The 20,170-nt window shown below is 67.5% G+C and carries 19 protein-coding genes and 1 pseudogene; 12 read left to right on the forward strand and 8 right to left on the reverse strand.

What is annotated here, in order from left to right:
- Positions 1 to 86 precede the first annotated feature (86 nt).
- Together AB4089_RS20440 and AB4089_RS20445 are read right to left on the reverse strand one after the other, a co-directional pair.
- Positions 87 to 956, reverse strand: a pseudogene (locus AB4089_RS20440) (DUF4194 domain-containing protein); the annotation flags it as partial.
- A gap of 2 nt (positions 957 to 958) precedes the next feature.
- The gene (locus tag AB4089_RS20445; RefSeq protein WP_441411102.1) at positions 959 to 2,419 is read right to left on the reverse strand and encodes a DUF3375 family protein; all 1,461 of its coding nucleotides are present in this window, start codon (positions 2,417 to 2,419) and stop codon (positions 959 to 961) included.
- 164 nt (positions 2,420 to 2,583) lie between these two features.
- On the opposite strand from AB4089_RS20445, the gene AB4089_RS20450 reads away from it, so the two are divergent.
- From AB4089_RS20450 to AB4089_RS20465, 4 genes are all read left to right on the forward strand, one after another.
- Positions 2,584 to 2,958, forward strand: coding sequence for a PepSY domain-containing protein (locus tag AB4089_RS20450; protein ID WP_441411103.1), 375 nt, complete (start codon positions 2,584 to 2,586; stop codon positions 2,956 to 2,958).
- Between the two features lie 238 nt (positions 2,959 to 3,196).
- Positions 3,197 to 3,535, forward strand: a complete 339-nt coding sequence (locus AB4089_RS20455; RefSeq protein ID WP_441411104.1) for a hypothetical protein — start codon at positions 3,197 to 3,199, stop codon at positions 3,533 to 3,535.
- A 168-nt stretch (positions 3,536 to 3,703) separates the two neighbouring features.
- Positions 3,704 to 5,635: an acyl-CoA dehydrogenase family protein gene (locus tag AB4089_RS20460; RefSeq protein WP_441411136.1), complete on the forward strand. Its 1,932-nt coding sequence runs from the start codon at positions 3,704 to 3,706 to the stop codon at positions 5,633 to 5,635.
- A 126-nt stretch (positions 5,636 to 5,761) separates the two neighbouring features.
- Entirely contained in the window at positions 5,762 to 6,520 is a 759-nt protein-coding gene (locus AB4089_RS20465; protein ID WP_441411105.1) for a hypothetical protein, read from the forward strand.
- Here AB4089_RS20465 and AB4089_RS20470 read toward each other — a convergent pair.
- Complete coding sequence (locus tag AB4089_RS20470) at positions 6,493 to 6,879, reverse strand: YchJ family protein (RefSeq protein ID WP_441411137.1); 387 nt, start codon at positions 6,877 to 6,879, stop codon at positions 6,493 to 6,495. The two genes, AB4089_RS20465 and AB4089_RS20470, sit on opposite strands and share 28 nt — an antisense overlap.
- Positions 6,880 to 7,189: 310 nt before the next feature.
- Here AB4089_RS20470 and AB4089_RS20475 point away from each other — a divergent pair, with 310 nt between their 5' ends.
- The 4 genes from AB4089_RS20475 (at position 7,190) to AB4089_RS20490 (ending at position 11,003) form a co-directional block, all read left to right on the forward strand.
- Positions 7,190 to 7,822 carry a hypothetical protein gene (locus AB4089_RS20475; protein ID WP_441411106.1) on the forward strand — a complete coding sequence of 211 codons (633 nt, stop codon included), beginning with the start codon at positions 7,190 to 7,192 and terminating at the stop codon, positions 7,820 to 7,822.
- Between the two features lie 40 nt (positions 7,823 to 7,862).
- Positions 7,863 to 8,867, forward strand: a complete 1,005-nt coding sequence (locus AB4089_RS20480) for an aldo/keto reductase family protein (RefSeq protein ID WP_441411107.1) — start codon at positions 7,863 to 7,865, stop codon at positions 8,865 to 8,867.
- Between the two features lie 4 nt (positions 8,868 to 8,871).
- Complete coding sequence (locus AB4089_RS20485; RefSeq protein ID WP_441411108.1) at positions 8,872 to 9,726, forward strand: SDR family oxidoreductase; 855 nt, start codon at positions 8,872 to 8,874, stop codon at positions 9,724 to 9,726.
- Positions 9,727 to 9,881: 155 nt separating this feature from the next.
- Positions 9,882 to 11,003, forward strand: a complete 1,122-nt coding sequence (locus AB4089_RS20490) for a sulfite oxidase (RefSeq protein ID WP_441411138.1) — start codon at positions 9,882 to 9,884, stop codon at positions 11,001 to 11,003.
- A gap of 36 nt (positions 11,004 to 11,039) precedes the next feature.
- On the opposite strand, the gene AB4089_RS20495 is transcribed toward AB4089_RS20490, so the two are convergent.
- From AB4089_RS20495 to AB4089_RS20515, 5 genes are all read right to left on the reverse strand, one after another.
- Positions 11,040 to 11,921, reverse strand: a complete 882-nt coding sequence (locus AB4089_RS20495; RefSeq protein ID WP_441411109.1) for a cytochrome c oxidase assembly protein — start codon at positions 11,919 to 11,921, stop codon at positions 11,040 to 11,042.
- Positions 11,922 to 11,966: 45 nt separating this feature from the next.
- On the reverse strand, positions 11,967 to 12,449 hold the full coding sequence (locus AB4089_RS20500; RefSeq protein WP_441411110.1) for an RpiB/LacA/LacB family sugar-phosphate isomerase: 483 nt from the start codon (positions 12,447 to 12,449) through the stop codon (positions 11,967 to 11,969).
- Entirely contained in the window at positions 12,446 to 14,218 is a 1,773-nt protein-coding gene (locus tag AB4089_RS20505) for a dihydroxyacetone kinase family protein (RefSeq protein ID WP_441411111.1), read from the reverse strand. Before AB4089_RS20505 ends, AB4089_RS20500 begins: the two co-directional genes overlap by 4 nt.
- Positions 14,219 to 14,260: 42 nt before the next feature.
- Positions 14,261 to 15,034 carry an SDR family NAD(P)-dependent oxidoreductase gene (locus tag AB4089_RS20510; protein ID WP_441411112.1) on the reverse strand — a complete coding sequence of 258 codons (774 nt, stop codon included), beginning with the start codon at positions 15,032 to 15,034 and terminating at the stop codon, positions 14,261 to 14,263.
- Positions 15,035 to 15,134: 100 nt separating this feature from the next.
- On the reverse strand, positions 15,135 to 15,959 hold the full coding sequence (locus tag AB4089_RS20515; RefSeq protein WP_441411113.1) for a sugar phosphate isomerase/epimerase family protein: 825 nt from the start codon (positions 15,957 to 15,959) through the stop codon (positions 15,135 to 15,137).
- Positions 15,960 to 16,153: 194 nt separating this feature from the next.
- On the opposite strand from AB4089_RS20515, the gene AB4089_RS20520 reads away from it, so the two are divergent.
- The 4 genes from AB4089_RS20520 to AB4089_RS20535 all read left to right on the forward strand — a co-directional run bounded on the left by AB4089_RS20520 (position 16,154) and on the right by AB4089_RS20535 (position 20,165).
- Positions 16,154 to 17,491: an MFS transporter gene (locus AB4089_RS20520; RefSeq protein WP_441411114.1), complete on the forward strand. Its 1,338-nt coding sequence runs from the start codon at positions 16,154 to 16,156 to the stop codon at positions 17,489 to 17,491.
- Positions 17,492 to 17,514: 23 nt separating this feature from the next.
- Entirely contained in the window at positions 17,515 to 18,396 is an 882-nt protein-coding gene (locus tag AB4089_RS20525) for a transketolase (RefSeq protein WP_441411115.1), read from the forward strand.
- Positions 18,396 to 19,403 carry a transketolase family protein gene (locus AB4089_RS20530; RefSeq protein ID WP_441411139.1) on the forward strand — a complete coding sequence of 336 codons (1,008 nt, stop codon included), beginning with the start codon at positions 18,396 to 18,398 and terminating at the stop codon, positions 19,401 to 19,403. The genes AB4089_RS20525 and AB4089_RS20530 overlap by 1 nt, the downstream gene beginning before the upstream one ends.
- Before the next feature lie 102 nt (positions 19,404 to 19,505).
- Entirely contained in the window at positions 19,506 to 20,165 is a 660-nt protein-coding gene (locus tag AB4089_RS20535; protein WP_441411116.1) for a GntR family transcriptional regulator, read from the forward strand.
- Positions 20,166 to 20,170 lie beyond the last annotated feature (5 nt).

Consider the following 20,170-nt stretch of genomic DNA (forward strand, 5'->3'; position numbering starts at 1 on the left):
CGCGGCTCCGACAGGCCCGATGCCACTCCCGGGGCGGCATCGCCGTCGTCGTCTTGGTTGTCATCGTCACCGTTGGCGACGTAGCCTTCGTCGTCGCTGGTCGGCTCACTGTCTGCGTCGTCTTCGGATTCGCCGGTGGCCACCGTGTCGGCGTCGAGTTCCAGTAGGGGTTCTGTTCCTGACTGGTCGGTGCTGGCTGCGACGAGGGCTTCGATTTGGGCCGGGATGTCGCCGATGTTTTCGAACGGGAGCGCCAGCGGGAGGGCGTTGGAGATCGTGTAGACCTCGTCCAGGCCTGTGGTGAGGAGGAGCTGGCGGGCCAGGAGCTTGGTGATGGCGCGATTGACGACGTCGGCGTCGCGCAGGGCGTCCTGCTGGCCGGTGGGCTGGTAGTGGGCGACGAGTTCGGCGATTTCCTCGCGCGTGACGGTGGGGTCGGTCTGGGCGGTGACGTGGCGGTCCAGGAGGAGGCGCAGGCGGAGCAGGACGATGGTCTCGACCCTGCTCAGGGCTCGCTGCTGCCGCAGGATGCTCGAACGGGTGCTGCCGCCGATCGCCTCGGGGTCCACGGGGCGCAGGACTGCCACCTTGCGTTCGTGGTCCAGCTGCAGGGTGAGGAACAGTTCGGAGAGGCGGCTGCGCAGGATCAGCTGGTTGTCCAGGAGCGTGGTCCAGAGTTTTTCGTCGCGGCCGCCGTCGACGTACGGGCCCTTGAGAAGCTTCACGAGCGCCTGCCGGACCTTCATCGGAAGCACGCCGGTATCGCCCGGGAAGAGGGCGGCGCCGTCGACGAACGTGTCCCGGGGAGTGACGGTGAAGGGGTCGCTCCGGACGTGGTCGCCCTCGTTCCCGGCTGGCGCAGGCGCGGACTGCAGGTCCGGTGCCGCATTCCCGGCGGCTATATCGGTCACGGTCTCGGCCTCGGTCACGGTCTCGGTCGCGGTCTCTTCAGTCATGGTCAATCCTTCGCGAGCGTGACGACGGGCAGGTAGGCGGTGCGGGTGGTGCCGTCGATTTGTTCGAATTCGATGGGGCCCCAGGTTCCGCGGTCGAAGCCGGCGCCCTCGTGGAGGGTCTGCGAAAGCAGGRCCCGGATCGAGTTGATGTGGCGTTCCCCGGCCGGGAGCTGCTCCCACGCCTCGGTGAGGGTGGAGGCCCCGGCCAGCGCAGCGCGGATGGCTTCCGGCTTGGCCTTGGCGGTCCGGGGTGAACGCGCGCGGTCCGAGTCGGAGAATGCGATGGGGTCCGCGAGCTTGGGCGGCGCCGCGAACTCGTCGGGGTCGAAGAGCTTGACCATGGCAAGGGACTCGAAGCCGGCGCTGAACAGCACCGGGCCGCGGACCAGTCCGGGCCGTTCGCGCTCGTAGGGCAGGGAGCGGATCGCCTGCTCGGCCTCCCGCAGAACCTTCCGCAGCCGCACCGACTGACGGAAGTCGTCACTTTGGACGTACGTGTTGAGGCTTTCGCTGAGCTTGCCGTAGATCCTCTGGATCTGGCTGTGCTGGCTGCGGAGTTCGGCCACCAGGTTCTTGAGAGTCTCGCGCTCGTCATGGCTGAGCTCGTCCGCGAACTGCCGGCTCAGCACCTCGCCGATCGCCGAGCGGAACCTCAGCTGCTGCTGCGGATCCTCCAGGAACGCGGTGAAGGACCGGAATGTGCGGCCTTCGGGGCTCTGCCGGAGCCGCTTGTCGGCCTCCAGCACCTGGGCCATGGTGGCGCCCTTGCTGAGGGATTCCTCGATGATCTGGTTGCGCAGCTCCCCCACGAGCTCTTCGATCCGGTCACGCATTTTCTTGTAGTCCGCGGGCAGGCTCGCGGCGAGGTCGAGGATGTTGCCGGCGGCCTCCACGGCCTCGTCGTCGTCGAGCAGTCCGTCGAAGTCCCCGGAGCTGATGTCCTCCATCAGCTGGCGGCGCTCGTCGATCTCCTCCTCGAGGGATTCAATCCGGGCGCTCTGGTCCGGGTTGGTCTCGTTGGCGAGCTTCTCCACATCGCCGAGCAGTGTGCCAAGCCGGGAGCCGTTCAGCGTGGAGCGTTCGCTCGAGAGGCTGTCCAGGAAAGCCAGGACGCGGGCAGCGGGTTCGGTGACTTCGTAGACGATCTGGCCCGACTGGTTCCGGCGGGTCAGGAAGTTCTTGCGGGTCCATTCGTCCGCATATTTCTTTCCGTTTGCCGAGCCGCTCTGCTGCTCGCCCGTGCCGGGGTCCTGCCGGCGGAGCTGTTCGAGGAAGGCGTCGACGTCGGCGTGGAACTCTTCCAGCGGAAGCTGGGCACGGGTACGGGTGAAGGACGCCTGGAGCACGGCGATCACCCAGGGCGCCGAGCGCGTCAGCGCCCAGGCCGGTCCTTTGGTGAGGAGTTCGAGGTCCCGGAGCCGGGCGCTGATGGCGTCGGCTGATGACACGGCGGAGCGGGACACGCGCTCTCCTTCGGCTGCCAGCGGATGGGTTGGGATGGTGTTGCGGGGCAGCGGATTCGTAAAACTGCCAGCTACAAGGTTAACGCAGGGCCCACGCCGCATTCATCGTTGTCTGCTTCCTTCTGTGGGAGCACACTGGAATGACCAGCTGAAAGGAGACGATCATGCGGAAGAGAACGATGTGGATCGCGGGGGCGGCCTCTGCAGCGGTGATCCTGGGCGGGGCGTCGATTGCGGTCGGGGCCACCCAGCAGGCCCGGGATTTTCGGCTCGGAACCCTAGGTGGCCTGGCAGCCAGCATCGGGAGCCTCGATGACGATTCCGACGGACCGGCGCTCACCGACGCCGACCGCGCCATGGCATCAAGCGCCGCGCTGGCGAAAGTAGGCCAGGGCACCGTCACCGAAGTGGAGCGCGACGGCTCCGGCGCAGCCTACGAGGTTGAAGTGCGGCTCAGCGACGGGACGCACGTTGACGTCGCCCTCGGAGCGGACTTCCAGGTCATGAGCCAGAGCGCCCCCGAACACGACGACGACTGACGGGTTTTGCGGCACTAACGTCGCGGCCACTAACTTCACGGCACACAAGCAGTACACATAAGCGGTGCGACACCCGGGATTGGTGAGGGTGCCGCAACCGCGCCGTGACCTACGCCCCGGTAGCATTTCGATCCCATATCAAGAGGCCACGAACGCTCAAAGGCCCCTAGTTGAGCACGTCTCCGGCACCCTACGCTCGGGCTACTGGTTCAACCGAAGCAATGGTGCAGGGGGAAGAATGCAGTTCGACCTAAGCGCAGTGGAAACGGGCACGATGGTGGTCATTGGAACTCTCGTGTTTGCCCTGATGATCGGTGCCTTCATGATGGTGTCCGCCTTCGCCGCCATGGTTCTGGTTGGCGTGGGACGGCTCGCCTGGTACCTCGTGGCCGGCGCCCTGGTTGGCCTGGTCCACGGCATCAACCACACATGGGACCGGCTGGTGCACCACGCCTCAACAGTGGAGCTTCCCGGCGATTTCCAGGTCGATTTTGGCACGGACATTCAGGCCGAGTATCAAGGGCAGGCTGCCCCTAGCACAGGCACTTACCCGCGAGTAGTATTGCGGGACAGCTGAAGGGTCCTCCACCCGCGGCGGATCCAGGGCTCAAGCCGGCCACCCGGTTAGAGGAGATGCCCAGTGAGCTCCGCCATTGAAGACCCCGCCGCCGCACCCACCACCCCAACACCCGGCACCCCAACACCAGGGACGGATGCGCCAGAGACCGCCGGGGCTCCGGGCCACATCGGCTCCGATGCCACGGCCGCCGACGCCCGCGCCATTGCCGAAGCCGCCCGCGAGACCAGTTGGAAGCAGCCCAGCTTCGCGAAGGGCCTCTACCTTGGCAGCTTCGATTTGAGCCTGATCCACCCGTGGCCCGAGGCCCCCGCCGACGACGTCGAACGCGGCGAGGCGTTCATGTCCCGGCTGACCGACTATTGCCGCACGATGTCAGGGCGCACCATCGAGCGCGACGACCGGATCCCGGACGACTATCTCAAGGGGCTCGCCGAGCTCGGCGCGTTCGGCATGAAGATTCCCCGCGAATACGGCGGACTGGGCCTGACCCTCGTCTACTACGGCCGCGCACTGGCCCTGCTTGGCTCGGTGCACCCAAGTCTCGGCGCCCTGCTGTCCGCGCACCAGTCCATCGGCGTTCCGGAGCCGGTCAAGGTCTTCGGCACTGCTGCCCAGAAGCGGGAATACCTGCCCCGCTGCGCCGCCGGAGCCATCACCGCTTTCCTGCTGACCGAGCCCGACGTCGGCAGCGACCCCGCCCGGATGGGCAGCACCGCCGTCCTCTCGGACGACGGCGAGTCGTACGTCCTGGACGGCGTCAAGCTATGGACCACGAACGGCGTCATCGCCGAACTCGTCGTGGTGATGGCCCTCGTGCCGCCGCACACCGACGCGGACGGCACCGCCCACAAAGGCGGCATCAGCGCGTTCGTGGTGGAAATGGACTCCCCGGGCATCACCGTGGAAAACCGCAACACCTTCATGGGGCTCCGCGGGATCGAAAACGGCGTCACCCGCTTCCATCAGGTCCGGGTCCCGGCCGCCAACCGGCTGGGCCGGGAAGGACAGGGCCTGAAGATCGCCCTCACCACACTCAACACGGGCCGGCTCTCGATCCCCGCGCTGTGCGTCGCCACGGGTCGGTGGAGCCTGAAGATCGCCCGCGAATGGTCCAACGCCCGCACGCAGTGGGGTCGGCCGATCGGCCAGCATGAGGCCGTCAGCAAGAAAATCGCCTTCATCGCGGCCAGCGCCTTCGCCCTGGACGCCGTGTTTGAACTCTCCGCGGAAATGGCCGACGCCGGGCAGAAGGACATCCGGATCGAGGCGGCCCTGGCCAAGCTGTGGTCCACGGAGATCAGCTGCCTCATCGCCGACGAACTCGTGCAAATCCGCGGCGGCAGAGGCTTTGAAACCGCAGATTCACTCGAGGCCCGCGGCGAGCGAGCCGTCGCCGCGGAACAGCAGCTCCGCGACATGAGGATCAACCGGATCTTCGAGGGGTCCTCGGAAATCATGAAGCTGCTGATCGCCCGTGAGGCCGTGGACGCACACCTGGCGGCAGCGGGAGACCTCGCCTCGGAGGACGCCCGCCTCTCGGACAAGGCGAAGGCCGCCGTCGGCGCCTCCGGCTTCTACGCGAAGTGGCTGCCCAAACTCGTGGCCGGCGCAGGCATGGATCCGCGGTCCTACAGCGACTTCGGCCGGCTCGCCAAACAGCTGCGCTACGTGGAGCGCTCCTCCCGGCGCCTGGCGCGGCAGACGTTCTACGGCATGGGCCGCTGGCAGGCGAAGCTGGAGCACAAGCAGGCGTTCCTGGGCCGGATTGTGGACATCGGCGCCGAGCTGTTTGCCATGGCCGCGTGCTGCTCCCGAGCGGAGATGCTGCTGCGGACTCATCCCGAACGCGGGGCCTCCGCATACGAACTCGCCGAGGCCTACTGCGAACAGGCCCGCGTTCGCGTGGACGAATATTTCGACCGGCTGTGGCGGAACACCGACGACGCCGACCACGTCCTGGCCCGCCAAACCCTCGCCGGCGACTATGCCTGGCTTGAGGCCGGGGTCCTTGACCAGTCAGAAGGGACCGGCCCGTGGATCGCGGACGCCAGCCGGCGCCCCTCCGTCCGGGAGGACCTGCACCGCAAATACCGCTGAACGGACCCCGCGAGACCGCCACAGCCGATAATAAGCACCCTTGCTAACCGGAATCGGCCATGGTTAGGTTTACGGGAGACCGTCACCCCTACGGTGCCGGGCATCCGGCGAAAGTGAGCAGTCCGCATGAGCAGCACCGCAGGCCCCGACGACAAAACGACACGCCACACCACGCAGGCGGAAGGCGCAACCGCGCCGGTGACGGCAGTCCGCCACGATGATCCCGTCCGCGACGCGTCTGTCCGTGACACGCGTGCCGGCGATACGGTTGTCGACGAGATCCCGACCCGCCAAACCGTCGTGGCCCGTGAGAAGGAACAGTTCGGCGGCATCCAGGTCGGCTCGGCGTTCTTCGGCTGGCTGGCCGCCACCGGCACGGCCGTCTTGCTCACCGCGCTGGTCGCGGCCGGCGGCACCGCCGTCGGGCTTGCCACCAACACCGACGTGAACGACGCCGTCAACCAGGCCTCCAACAACCAGACGATCGGGCTGGCCGGCATCATCGTGCTGCTGGTGATCCTCCTGGTCGCCTACTACTGCGGCGGGTATGTGGCCGGGCGGATGGCCCGCTTCAACGGCGCCAGGCAGGGCTTCATGGTTTGGATCTGGGCCCTGATCGCAGCGATCGTGGTCGCGGTGCTGGGCCTGGTCGCCGGGCAGCGCTTCAATATCCTGGCCAATCTGAACAGCTTCCCGCGCATCCCGGTCAACGAGGGCCAACTGAACACCATGAGCATCATCGCGGCGGTGGTCGTGGCCGCCGTCGCCCTGGTTGGTGCCGTACTGGGCGGCCTCGCGGGCATGCGCTTCCATCGCAGGGTGGACAAGGCGGGTTTCAGCCCGGCACCGGTGGACGATCAGGCGGACACGACGCCGTCGACGTAGTACCAGCGCCTGTCCACCCGCGCAAAGCGGCTGGTTTCGCGCTGCACGCCGCGTTCGCCGTCGTGCCGGAAGTGCGCCGCGAATTCCACTGTGCCTTCAGTGTCCAGCGGGCCGCCGCGGCCGGTGGACAGGATGTCCAGGCGGCGCCACTGCATGCCCGAATCCAACTCCAGTTCAGCGGGTCTCGTGTCCGGATGCCACGTCCGCAGCAGGTATTCGGCGTCCAGCACCACGAAGGCACTGTACCGGGACCGCATGAGCTGCTCCGCCGTCGGCGCGTCGGCTTCCCCGCGATGGAAACGGCCGCAGCACTGGGCATACTGCTCGCCGGACAGGCACGGACAGTTCCCCTGGTACACGGCGGCGGAACCACTCCCGGAACTGCCAGCGACAGACGTGCCCGCGGGGTCGGAATCGGCGGCTGCGGCGTGCGTCACAAGGTGTCCTTCCGGCGGGCCGGACGACGCCGGCGGGGCTGTGTTTTGACTATAGACGCCCTGCCGGCGGCGGCGCGCCCCGCCGGCGGATAACGGCTTTGACACATCTTCGCCAGGACCGCGCGGGGCGGCGCGGGGCGGCCGAAAAGTACGTATTGTTAAGAGCGGCTCCTGCCCCGCCACATGCTTGCGGCCGGGAACCCGCTGCAGCAGGCCGGCAAGGAGAGGTGACATGGAAGATCCAACAACCATTGCGCTGAACTTGACCTTTTTCGGGACCCTCGGCGTGGCGTTCGTGATGTTCCTTGGCCTCTTCATGGTTTTCGCCGCCACCCTCGTGCTCGCGGGGATCGGCCGGCTCGCGGCATTCGTTGTCCTGGCCTTCACCGGGCTCCTCAGCGGTGGTCCCGGGGTACGGGACGAGCGGCCGCGGGAACTGCCGACGCGGGACGAACCGGCCAAGGCACCGAAGCCCGCGGTCCCGGCCAGGATGACCACACCGCGCCGCCCCACCCGGAACGCAAGCAAGAAGGAACCGGAGCTGTCGCCCGAATGGGCAGCCGCCGTGGCCCGGGCAGATGCCCGCGCCGCCGCGAGGGCCAAGGCCGAAGCCGGACCGGCCGTCCGCGTCAAGGTCCGGGACCTGCCCAACCCTTCCGCATCGGCCCGGGACATCACGGAAGTCTCGGCCCTCGTGGAGTCGGCCACGGACACCAATGGAACCCTCGGCGCGATCCCGCTGGCCTTCAAGAAGCCGGCCATGCCCGCCGCGAAATCCCTGCTGGACACCGGCTCGCTCGTGTCCTTGCGCGGTCTGCCGACCACGAAAGCCAAGCAGCCGGCCCAGGAGCGCAAAGCCGGCTGAGCCCTTACCCCGGGCAGGCAAGTCCGCTACGTTGGAACCCATGGAATTCAGATACCTCGGGAACAGCGGCTTCAAGATTTCAGAAATCACCTTTGGCAACTGGCTGACCCATGGCTCCCAGGTGGAGAACGACGTCGCCACCCAGTGCGTCCGKGCCGCGCTCGACGCCGGCATCAGCACCTTCGATACGGCSGACGTCTACGCCAACACGGCCGCGGAGACGGTCCTGGGCGCAGCCTTGAAGGACGAGCGCCGGGAATCCCTGGAAGTCTTCACCAAGGTGTTCGGCCCCACCGGGCCCAAAGGACACAACGATCTTGGCCTGTCCCGCAAACACATCATGGAATCCATCAACAGCTCCCTGAAGCGGTTGCAGACCGACTACGTGGACCTCTACCAGGCGCACCGCTATGACTACGAGACGCCGCTGGAAGAGACCATGCAGGCCTTCGCGGACATCGTCCGGCAGGGCAAGGCCCTGTACATCGGCGTCAGCGAGTGGACGGCCAACCAGATCCGCGACGGCCACGCCCTCGCCAAGGACCTGGGATTCCAGCTGATCTCCAACCAGCCGCAGTACTCCATGCTGTGGAGGGTGATCGAGGCCGAGGTGATTCCGGCGTCGGAAGAGTTGGGCCTGTCCCAGATCGTCTGGTCCCCGATGGCGCAGGGCGTGCTGAGCGGCAAGTACCACCCGGGCAAGCCTGCTCCCGAAGGCAGCCGCGCAACAGATTCCAAGGGCGGCTCGCGAATGATCGAGCGCTGGATGTCCAACGAGGTCCTCACCGGCGTGCAGCAACTCAAGCCGATCGCGGAGGAGGCCGGGCTGACCATGGCCCAGCTCAGCATCGCCTGGGTGCTGCAGAACAAGAACGTGGCCTCGGCAATCATGGGTGCGTCCCGGCCGGAACAGATCGAGAAGAACGTCGCAGCAGCGGGCGTGAAGCTGGATTCGGTGATCATGGACAAGATCGATTCCGTCATCGGCTCGCTGGCCGAACGCGACCCCGCGCAGACCAAATCACCCGCCTCCCGCGAGGCCTAATCCCATGCCCAACGTGCCCGAGCTCGCCGTCACCGGATCCACCGGCAACCTGGGCGGTGTGGTGGCCAGGCTGCTGGCCGCGGCCGGAAGCCCACAACGGCTCCTGGTCCGGGACGCCGCCCGGGCGCCCGAGCTCGAGGGCGCCGTCCCGTTCGTGACCACCTACGCGGACCAGGAGCGGACCAAGGCGGCGCTGACGGGGGCGAAGACGCTGTTCATGGTCTCCGCGGCCGAGGCCGAGGACCGGCTGCAGCAGCACTACGCTTTTATCGATGCGGCGGCAGCGGCCGGCGTCCAGCACATCGTGTACACCTCGTTCTTCGGTGCGGGGCCGGGCTGCACGTTCACCCTGGGCCGGGACCACTTCGCGACGGAGGAGCGCATCAAGGCCTCCGGCATGGACTACACGTTCCTGCGGGACAACTTCTACCTGGACTTCCTGCCGCTGCTGGCCGGTGACGACGGCGTCATCCGCGGCCCCGCCGGGACCGGCGTCATGGCGGCCGTGGCGCGGGCGGACATAGCCCGTTCGGCCCTCACCGTGCTGCGGGACCCTGCCCTGCACGTGGGACGGACCTACAACCTGACCGGCCCGGAGAACATCTCGCTGGCCCGCGGCGCGGAACTCCTGACCGCCGGAACCGGCCGGGCCATCACCTTCCACAACGAGACCCTGGAGGAGGCCTACGCGTCCCGCGCCTCCTACGGGGCGCCGCCGTGGCAGGTGGACGCCTGGGTGAGCACGTACACGGCCATCGCGGCCGGCGAGCTGGCTGGCCCCACCTCCGCCGTGCATGAGCTAACCGGCCGCGAACCGCTGGGCCTGGAGCAGTTCCTCGCGGAGGCGCACACACTGTAGCCCGCGCGGCGGACACGACAGGGCGGGCCAGCCCGGGACAGGCCGGCCAGTCCCGGTGTTGACGGTTTCCGGGCTGCGGCGTAGACCTGATTCCAGGTGACACCGGCCAGCACCGGGCCGGTGCGGAGAAGAATCGCAAGGCCATGCCAAAGCAAATGTCCCGCCACTCCGCCGTCCTGAAGAGCCCGCGCCGGCAGGGCCGGAAACTCGCCCCACATTCCGGCGAGCCGAGCTATGGCCCGTTGACCACGGACGAGCTCCAGCTTGCCGTGCGGAATCATTCCATGCCGCTGGAGGCCCTGCGGAGCGATACCACCCCACCCGGGCTGCACTATGTGCTCACCCACTTCGACATCCCGTTCATCGACGTCGAGCACTGGCATCTGCAGCTCGGCGGCGCGGTGCAGCGGGCTGTGGAGCTGAGCCTGCGAGCCCTGCGCCGGGCACCGAGCATCAGCCTCCCGGTCACGCTGGAATGCGCCGGCAACGGCCGGTCCCTGCTGCGGCCCCGCCCGTTGAGCCAACCCTGGATCCTGGAGGGAGTCGGCACCGCGGTGTGGACCGGCGTCCCGCTCGCCTACCTGCTGACCCAGGCCGGCGTGGACGAGGACGCCGTGGAGGTGCTCTTCACCGGGGCGGACAGCGGCGTTCAGGGCGGCGTCGCCCAGCACTTCGCCCGGAGCCTGCCGATCAGCGAGGCCCTGCGGCCCGACGTGCTGCTCGCCTACCAGATGAACGGCGCGGACCTGCCGCCGCAGCACGGCTATCCGCTCCGGCTGGTGGTCCCCGGCTGGTACGGCATGACGAGCGTAAAGTGGCTTTCCTCGATCAAGGTCCTGACCAAGCCCTTCGACGGCTTCCAGCAGTCCGTGGCGTACCGCTACCAGCAGGATGCCGAGGACCTCGGCACCCCGGTCTCCTGGATCAAGGTCCGCTCGCTCATGGTTCCTCCGGGCATCCCGGATTTCTTCACCCGGAACAGGGTCCTGCCCCGCGGACCGGTGATGCTGACCGGCCGGGCGTGGTCCGGGCAGGGCAGTGTGGAGCGCGTCGACGTCGGGATTGACGGAAAATGGGCCCCGGCCCATCTGGAGCACCCGGCCGCGCCGTTCGCGTGGTGCGCGTGGTCGATGCCGTGGGTGGCCGATCCCGGCGAGCACGAGCTCAGTTGCCGTGCCACCGATGCCAGCGGTGCCGTGCAGCCGCTGGAACCGGCGTGGAACTACCAGGGCATGGGGAACAATGTGGTGCAGCGGATCAAGGTCAGCGTGGAGTAGCTCCCGAAACCTGGAGTAGTGCCCGAAACACGGGGCTCAGCGGCTGCGCCGCAGGTGCTCCGCATTTAGTTCGTCGAGTTCCTCATCCGTGAGGTCATCGAAGCCGCGGGCCTCTCGCCTGTCACTGCGCGAGAAGCGGATGAACATCAGGATGATCAGGGGCAAATCCACAATTTCGCAGATGAACCACAAGACATCTCCGGCCAGTTGCTGGTCCCGCAGGGCGTTAGGAAACCAGCCCAGCGGGGAGGGCGTCGTGGTGACGTGATCGAGGACCTGGCCGTTGAGGCGCAGGAGGATCCCGGGCACGGCGTCCACCAGCAGCTCAATGAAAACGAATACGAACTCCACGATGAAGAACGCGCTGGACCGGCGGAAGTCTGCCTCCTCGATAATCGGCAGGGCCATCATCATGCCCAGCAGCGGAACCCCGACGGTCAGCAGCGCCCCGGCAAGCGGGTCAGTGCGGAGGGTGTAAAACGCCGGCGTGAGGAAGGTCGAGAAGAGCGCGAGGCCCAGCAGCGGGGCGGCCATCGAGTTGCCGGCCAGCCGCACCATACGGTGTGAGAGCCCTCTGTTCAGCCGGTCGACGCCCCGCGGTGGGAGGGCCGCGCGGGCCAGCGAAATGGGTTTTCCCAGGCCGATCAGCAGCGGCACCACGAACAGCAGCAGGGAAATCTTGAGCGTGAAAGCCCACCGGAGCTGCGCGCTGTAGACGCCCGGAAAGCCGCACGTCAGCACTGCCAGGAACCCCAGGCCCAGGAAATAGAACGCCAGCGTCCGCCACAGGGGATGGCGGTGGCCGCGCGCCGCCGCGGATTTGAGGCCAAGGGCATACAGCAGCGCCGAACCGCCGATCAGGGCGGCGGCTGCCCAGTCGATCTGCCAGGCGGTGAGGATTGCTTCAAGGGGCGGCACGGGCCCATGTTAGGCGCCTTTCCTTGGAGGACCCCGGACACCGCCTCAGCAGCCCTCGAAGTCGGTGAGCACCTTCACCTTGTCCGCCGAGGCGGAGGAAGGATCAAAGGTGTAGCCGATCCACTCCCGGGCGAGCCGCCGTGCCAGTTCCAGCCCCACCACGCGCTGGCCCATGGTGAGGACCTGGCAGTCGTTGGACAGGACCGAACGCTCCACACTGAAAGAGTCATGGGCTGTGGCGGCCCGGATGCCGTCCACCTTGTTAGCGGCAATGGCGACGCCGATTCCCGTGCCGCAGAACAGGATGGCGCGGTCCGCCTGCCCGTCCCGGATGAGCTCCCCCGCCGCGATGCCCACGTACGGGTAGGGCTTGGCGAACTGCTCGGGGGCGTCGCCGCGGTTGACGCCGATGTCGATGACTTCTGCCACCCTCGGGTCCGTCCGGAGGTCAGCGAGGATCTGGTCCTTGTAGTCCACCCCGGCCTCGTCCGCGCCCACAATGAGCCGGATCCCGGCCGCCGGGCTCATGAGCGTGCCCCGGCAGCCTGCTGCGCACCTGCAATTTTCACATCGGCAGTATCCACACCGGCAAGGTGTGGGCCGAACACGGTGAAGACCATCGCCAGGGACGTCGCCCCCGGGTCGGGTGTGCCGACGCTCTTCTCCGCCAGGGGCCGGGCCCGGCCCTTCAGCGGGCGCAGGGCCGCGGTGGCCTGCGCCGCAGCGATGGCCTCCCGTGCCGCTTCCGTCCAGCCGGCATCCGCGCCGGCCCCTTCGCCGGCCAGCCGGCTGAGAGTCCCGGTAAACGGGACAAGCGCGTCCACCATGGTCTTGTCCCCGACGTCGGCCTTGCCGAGTTCGGCGATCCGGGCGGCAAAGGCTGCCACCGCCGCCGCGAGTTCGGCAGCACTGGGCGCGTGGTGGTTGCCGAGGGACTCGCCAAAGGCCCGCAGGCCGGCGCCCCACAAGACGCCGGAGGTGCCGCCGGCGTTATCTGCCCAGGCATCCCCGGCGGTGGTCAGCACTGATCCCGCGCCGGCACCGCGGGACGCAGCCCCTGCGGCGGCGTCAGAGGCCGCATCGATGCCGCGGACCATGCCGCGCCCGTGGTCCCCGTCGCCGGCGATGGCGTCGAGGTCGCCAAGGAACTTCTCGGCGTCGTGGAGTGCCTCGCGGGCCGCCGCCAAAGCGGCGACGCAGTGCCCTGCGTAGTCGCGGGAAGCCTCTGCCGCGGCGAAAGCCTCCGGTGCCGCCGAGTCCTCCCCATGCTCCGATTCGTCCGTCTCGCCGCCGGGGAGGGCGGCGTTCCCGCGCCGGTAGGCGGGGGTTTCGGCGGGAGCGGTCCAGAGTGGCTCGAGTTCGTCATCGAGCCACGTCACGGTCAGTGACACACCGGCCATGTCCAGGCTTGTGACGAGTTCGCCGACTTCCGGCATCACCAGGGTGTAGCCGGCGGCGCGAAGCAGCGGTGCCACGCTGAGCCAGAGGACGAAGAGTTCCTCGTGCTTGGTGGAGCCGAGCCCGTTGAGAATAACGGCGATGCGGTCCCCCGCACCCTGCGGCGTTTCGGCCAGCAGCCGGGACACGAATTCCTGGCCCAGTTCCTTCGCGGGCGGCAGGTCCGTGTCGAACAGGCCTGGTTCGCCGTGAATGCCCAGGCCCAGTCCCATCTGCCGGTCCTTGAGCGTGAACAGCGGAGCCTCGGCGCCGGGGAAGGTGCAGCCGTGGAAGGCGCTGCCGATGGTGCGGGTCAGGTCGTTGGCCTTCCGGCCCAGGCGCACCACCTCGGCAAGGTCGGCGCCCGCTTCGGCGGCCGCGCCCATGATCTTGAAGACCGTGAAGTCACCGGCGATGCCGCGGCGTTTTTCCACTTCCGACGGCGGCGCGCTGGCGACGTCGTCGGTCACCAGGACGTTCTCCACTGCGACCCCCTCGGCGGCGAGCCGTTCGCTGGCCATACCGAAGTTCATGACGTCGCCGGCGTAGTTGCCGTAGGTGAAGACAACGCCGGCGCCGGAATCCGCCGCCTTGGCCACGGAGTACGCCTGCTGGGCAGATGGCGAGGTGAAGATGTTCCCGACGACGGCGCCGTCGGCCAGTCCGGTGCCGATCAGCCCTGCGAAGGCCGGGTAGTGCCCCGAGCCGCCGCCGGCCAGCACGGCCACCTTCGGCTCGCGGGGCCGGTGCCGGCGGACAGCGCCGCCGGGGACCTGGCGCACCAGGTTCGCGTGGACGTCGCAGAAGCCGGCGAGGGCTTCCTCGGCGAAATCTGACGGGTCGTTAAATATTCTGGTCATCGTGGGCTCTCTCGGCTGCGCTCGGTCTGGTCGGCGTGGCTGCTAGTGGATGTGGCTTCCGCCGTTGATGTCGATGGTGGTTCCCGTGAGGTAGGCGGATTCCTCGGAGGACAGGAACGTGATGACGGCGGCAATTTCCTCGGTGCTGGCGTTGCGGCCCAGGGGAATGCCGGCGTTGATGGCGGCTTCCTGTTCTTCAGTGCTGCCGACTCGGATGTTGGTGTCCACCGCGCCGGGGGTGATGGCATTGACGGTCACGCCGGTGCTGCCGATTTCGCGCGCCAGGGCCTTGGTGAAGCCCAGGATGGCGGCCTTGGCTGCGGAGTAGGGGACCTTGCCGAAGACGCCGCCGCCGCGCTGGGCGGAGACGGAGGACATGTTCACGATCCGGCCCCAGCCGCTGGCGATCATGTCCGGCAGGAAGGCGCGGGTGACAAGGTAGGTTCCCGTGGCGTTGACGGCCATGACCTTGTTCCAGAGGTCCAGCGTGGTTTCGAGGAACGGCACCGGGGAGGTGATGCCGGCGATGTTGGCCAGGGCGCCGACGGCGGGAAGGCTGCCGGAGCGGACCTCGGCGGCCACGGCGTTGTACGCGGCTGTCACGGAGTCCTCGTTGGCGACGTCTACCTCGTGGCCAAACGCGGGAACGTTGAATTCGTTGCCGATCTCCGCAGCGACCTTGGCGGACTTCTCGCCGTCGAGATCCAGGATCACCACGGCCCAGCCGTGGCTGGCGTAGCGGCGGGCGGTGGTGATCCCGATGCCCCGGTCCGAGGTTGCCCCGGTGAGGACGGCGGTGCGCTGGATGGTGGTCATGATGCTCCTTGAATATGCATGGTGTGTTGTTTGATGGAATCGAGTGCTCCGAAAACGCCGTTTTGACTGTTCAAAAGGGCGGTTACGGAGCAACCGATGGTCAGATGAGGTCGGTGATGAAGCTGGCGGCCTTGGCGGCCGCGGCGGGGCGTTCCTCGTGGGTGACGTCCCGGGTCTCCAGTTCCAGGGAGAAGTGGCCGGTGTAGCCTCCGGCCGCGAGGGCGCGCAGTCCGGCGGCGAAATCGGCGTGGCCGTTGCCGATGCTGAGGTTGATGTTCCCCGGCACGGCGTCGCGCAGGTGGACGTGGGCAACCCGGTCCTGGTGCCGCTCGAGGTATTCCAGCGGGTCCTCGCCGGCGGCCACGATGTGGCTGAAATCCATGACGATCCCGACGCCGGAGCCGGCCAGCCGCTTCGCCAGCAGCTCCGCGCGCTCCAGGTTCCAGCAGAACCGCAGGAAGTGCAGTGATTCGGTCCAGAGCTCGACGCCGAACGTGTCCGCACGCCGCTTGGCGGCGATGAGCTGGGCGGCAACGGTGTCCAGGTCCTCGTCGAGGCTGCGGACAGGGTTGTGGCCAAGGGCGCCGCAGGGCAGGACCAGGGCCTTGGCGCCGGTGCCGGCCGCAAGGGTGAGGAGGGCGTCCAAGTGCCGGTTCCGGGCGGACTGCGTGTCGGCGTCGAGCACGGCGTTCAGGTCCCCTATGTCCCCGTTGACGGACCGGACCCTCAGCCCGGAGGCGACGACGTCGGCCGTCACGGCGGCGACAGCATCGGCGTCGAGGTCGTAGGGGACGTGGTCGCAGACTCCGGGGAGGGCGCCGAGGTCTATTTCCTCAAAACCGAGGCCGCTGATGGTCCGCAGGGCGGTCGGCAGGTCCTGGTGACGGAAGCTGATGGACGAGCAGCCGAGTCGGGAATTGAACATCGTCGTTGATCCTCTGGTCGTGCCCCGAGGGCGGTAGTGATAGGGACCACACTACAAAGTCGACTGTCAACAGTCAACCCTTGAAGTTGACTGTTGACAATTACTTATGGCGCGGGTCACACTGGCGTATCATCTGTTAACAGTCGACAGTGTTGGTGCGGAAGCGCCGGCAGCTCTCTTCGAAAGGGATTGACATGAGCAACGAAGCTCTCACCATGCGGGGCCCGGTGCATGGCACCAAGGAAGCGAAACGCGTCGCGATCGGTTCCAGCGTCGGGGCAGTGATCGAAACGTACGACTTCATTGGCTTCGGCACGGCTGCGGCCCTGTACTTCGGCACGGCGTTCTTCCCCACCGGTGATCCGGTGACGGGAACGCTGGCCGCGTTCGCCACCCTCGGCGTCGGCTTCGCGGCCCGGCCGATCGGCGGCATCATCGGCGGCCACCTCGGTGACAAGCTGGGCCGCAAGCCCGTCCTGGTGGCCTCCCTGATCCTGATGGGCGTCGCAACCTTCGTGATCGGCCTGCTTCCCACGTACAGCCAGGTCGGTCTCCTGGCTCCTGCCCTGCTCGTGTTCGTTCGGATCGTCCAGGGCCTGGCCTTCGGCGCGGAATGGGGCGGCGCCATCCTCATGAGCTACGAGCACGCCCCCTGGAAGTCCAAGGGCAAGTACACCGGTATGGTCCAGGCCGGCTTCCCGGTCGGGCTGCTGCTGGCCAACCTCGTGTTCCTCTTCAGCGTCCAGCTCGGCGGCGAACTCGCCTGGCGCATTCCGTTCCTCGCCAGCATCGTGCTGGTCGTCGTCGGCCTGGTCATCCGCTCCAAGGTCCCCGAGTCCCCGGTCTTCGACGAGGTCAAGGACAGCGGCGCCATCGTGAAGTCACCCATCGTCGAGGTCCTCAAGACGGACTGGCGCAATATCGTCAAGGGCATCGGCCTCCGCATTGCCGAGACCGCAGGCTACGCCGTGTCCATCACCTACATGATTTCCTACCTCAACAGCCAGCATCTGGCCGACAAGACCCAGACCCTCGTGGCGCTCTGCATCGCCTCCGCGATCGGCATCTTCGCCACCCAGGCCTGGGCACGCCTGACTGACAGGATCGGCCGGCGCCCGCTCTACATCTGGTCCTGCGCCTTCGCGGTGGCGTTCGCCGTGCCCATGTTCCTCCTGGTCAACACCGGCCTCTTCATCTTCATCATCGCCACCCTCGTGATCTCCTACGCCGTGTGCCAGAACTCGCTCGCCGGCGCCCAGGGCGCCTGGTTCCCGGAGCTCTTCCAGGCCAAGACCCGCGCCTCAGGCGCCTCGCTGGCCTACCAGATCTCGGCCATGGTCTCCGGGTTCACCCCGTTCATCACCACCCTGCTCTTCGTCAGCTTCGGCTGGATGGGACCGGCACTGCTCTTCGGCACGTACGCCGCAATCGGGCTCTGGGCAGCCGTCGTCACCCGCGAAACCTGGGGCCGTAGCGAACGCCAGCTGGCGGATGAGGCCACCAAAAACACCCCCGCCCACGTGAGCGCCTGATGACCACGACAGAAGAAGCCCAAATGACCGCGACCAAGGAAACCGTGACCACCACCCCAACAGAACGCGTCGAGAGTGTTTCGGCCGCGGCCTACCGGATCCGGCACCATGCCCTGAACATGGGCGAGGTCCAGGGCCAGGGCTATGTGGGCCAGGCCCTTGGCGCCTCGGACATGCTGGCGGTTGTCTATGCGGACCAGCTCCGGTTCCGCGCCGAGGATCCCGCCTGGGAGGAACGGGACCGGTTCCTGCTCTCCACCGGCCACTACGCGATCGGCCACTACGCGGCCCTCGCCGAGGCCGGAATCATCCCCGTCAAGGAACTGGAGACGTACGGCTCGGACGATTCCCGGCTGCCGATGTCCGGGATGTCCACCTACACCCCCGGCATGGAAATTTCCGGCGGCTCCCTCGGCCACGGCCTCTCGATCGCCGTCGGCGCCGCCCTGGGCCTGCGCTACCAAGGCTCCGACGCCCGGGTCTACAACTTCCTCTCCGACGGCGAACTCGACGAAGGCTCCACGTGGGAGGCAGCGATGGGCGCCCACCACCACCAGCTTGGCAACCTGACTGCCATGGTGGACATCAACGCCCTGCAGGCCGACGGCAAGACGGACACCGTGCTGCGGACCGAACCCGTCACCGAGAAGTGGGAAGCCTTCGGCTGGTACACCCAGCGCGTGGACGGGAACGACGTCGGCGCTCTGCTGGCCGCGTTCGACAACGCGGCCGCCCAGGCGGCCGCCGTCGGACGTCCCTCCGTGATCCTGTGCGACACGAAGGTGGGCCGCGGAGTTCCGCTGCTCGAGGACCGCGAAAAGGCGCACTTCATGCGCATCGAGGAACACGAATGGCAGCTCTGCCGCGAGCAGCTGACTGCAGGATTCAAAGGGAAGGCCGCATGATGAGCACCGCCACTGATTTGAAGGGCACTGCCCCCAAGCTGAAGACCTCGGCCATGATCGCCTCCTTCGCGGATCCGGGCCAGAAGACCGCGTCCGCGCCGTTCGGACACGCCCTGGTCAAGGCGGCCCAGGAGAACGAGAAGATCGTGGGACTGACCGCGGACCTGGGCAAATACACGGACATGCACATCTTCGCCCAGGCCTTCCCGGAACGCTTCTTCCAGATGGGCATGGCCGAGCAGCTGCTCTTCGGCGCCGCGGCCGGCCTGGCGGAGACCGGGCTGGTCCCGTTCGCGTCGACGTACTCGGTGTTCGCTGCCCGGCGCGCCTACGACTTCCTGTGCCTGGACGCCGCCGAGCCGAACCTGAATGTCAATATCGTCGGCGGCCTCCCCGGACTGACCACCGGCTACGGCCCAAGCCATCAGGCCACCGAGGACATGGCGATCTTCCGAGGCATGCCCAACCTGACCATCGTGGATCCCTGCGACTCGATCGACATCGAGCAGGCAGTCCCTCAGCTGGCCGCCACCGACGGGCCGACATACCTGCGCCTGCTCCGCGGCAATGTCCCCACGGTGCTGGATGAGTACGGCTACACCTTCGAACTCGGCAAGGCGAAGGTCCTGCGCGGGGGAAACGACGTCGTCTTTGTCTCCAGCGGGCTCATGACCATGCGGGCGCTCCAGGCGGCCGAGGCGCTGGCGGCGCACAATGTGGACGTCGCCGTCGTCCATGCCCCCACCATCAAGCCGTTCGACACCGCGACAGTCCTCGCCGAGCTGAACACGGACCGCCTCGCGGTCACGCTGGAGAACCACAGTGTGGTGGGCGGCCTGTTCGAGACCGTCGCCTCGGCCGTGGTCACAGCAGGCCTGGGCAAACGGGTGGTGCCGGTGGCCCTGCCCGACGAATTCCTCGATGCCGGCGCGCTGCCCACCCTGCATGAACGGTATGGGCTCTCGGTGCAGCGGATCCTCGCCAAGGTGCTCGCCGAACTTGGCTGAAGGTGCGCGGGGGCGGCTGCCGTCGGCCCCGCGCACGTGGCGTACCATCAACTGTTAACACACCAACTGTAAACAGTTGACCACTGACGGTGAGGACTAACCATGGCCGGAGCAACAGCCCCGCTTCTCGGACTGGAAAAGAAGAGCCTCCGCGAGCAGGCGCTATCCGCCTTGCGCACGGCCATCACGAGCGGCGAGCTGGAGCCCGGGCGGCATCTGGTGGAGACCGAACTGTCCGACATGCTCCAGATCAGCCGCGGCACGCTGCGCGAGGCCCTGCGCCAACTGGAGCAAGAAGGACTGCTGTCGGCCGGACCGCGCGGCAGGCTGTCCGTGCGTCACCTGGACGGCAAGGAGATCCGGGACATTTTCGCCGTCAGGGCGGCCCTGGAATCGCTCGCGGTCCGGACGCTGTGCGAATTGCCGGACCGGGCCTCTGTGATCGCGTCCCTGCGTTCGGCGGTCGATGCCATGGCCGCGGCTGCCGAGGCGAGCCTGGAAGAACGCATTGAATCCGACCTCGAGTTCCACCGGACGCTGTGCCGGCTCACCGGAAACGAGACCCTGCTGCACTCCTGGGAGTCCCTTGAGGGCTCCATCCGGATGTCGATCATGTTTGCCGGGATCGAGCGGGCCGTCAAAAACATGAGCGTGGACCGCCACCACGACATCGTCGCGGCGATCGAAACCGGGAATGCGGTACTGGCCCGCACAACAGTCCTCGAACACATGGATGTTGCCGCGGCCAACCTAGTGGCCTAGCCGGC

The sequence above is a fragment of the Arthrobacter sp. 2MCAF15 genome (assembly GCF_052115605.1).
Classification (GTDB): domain Bacteria; phylum Actinomycetota; class Actinomycetes; order Actinomycetales; family Micrococcaceae; genus Arthrobacter.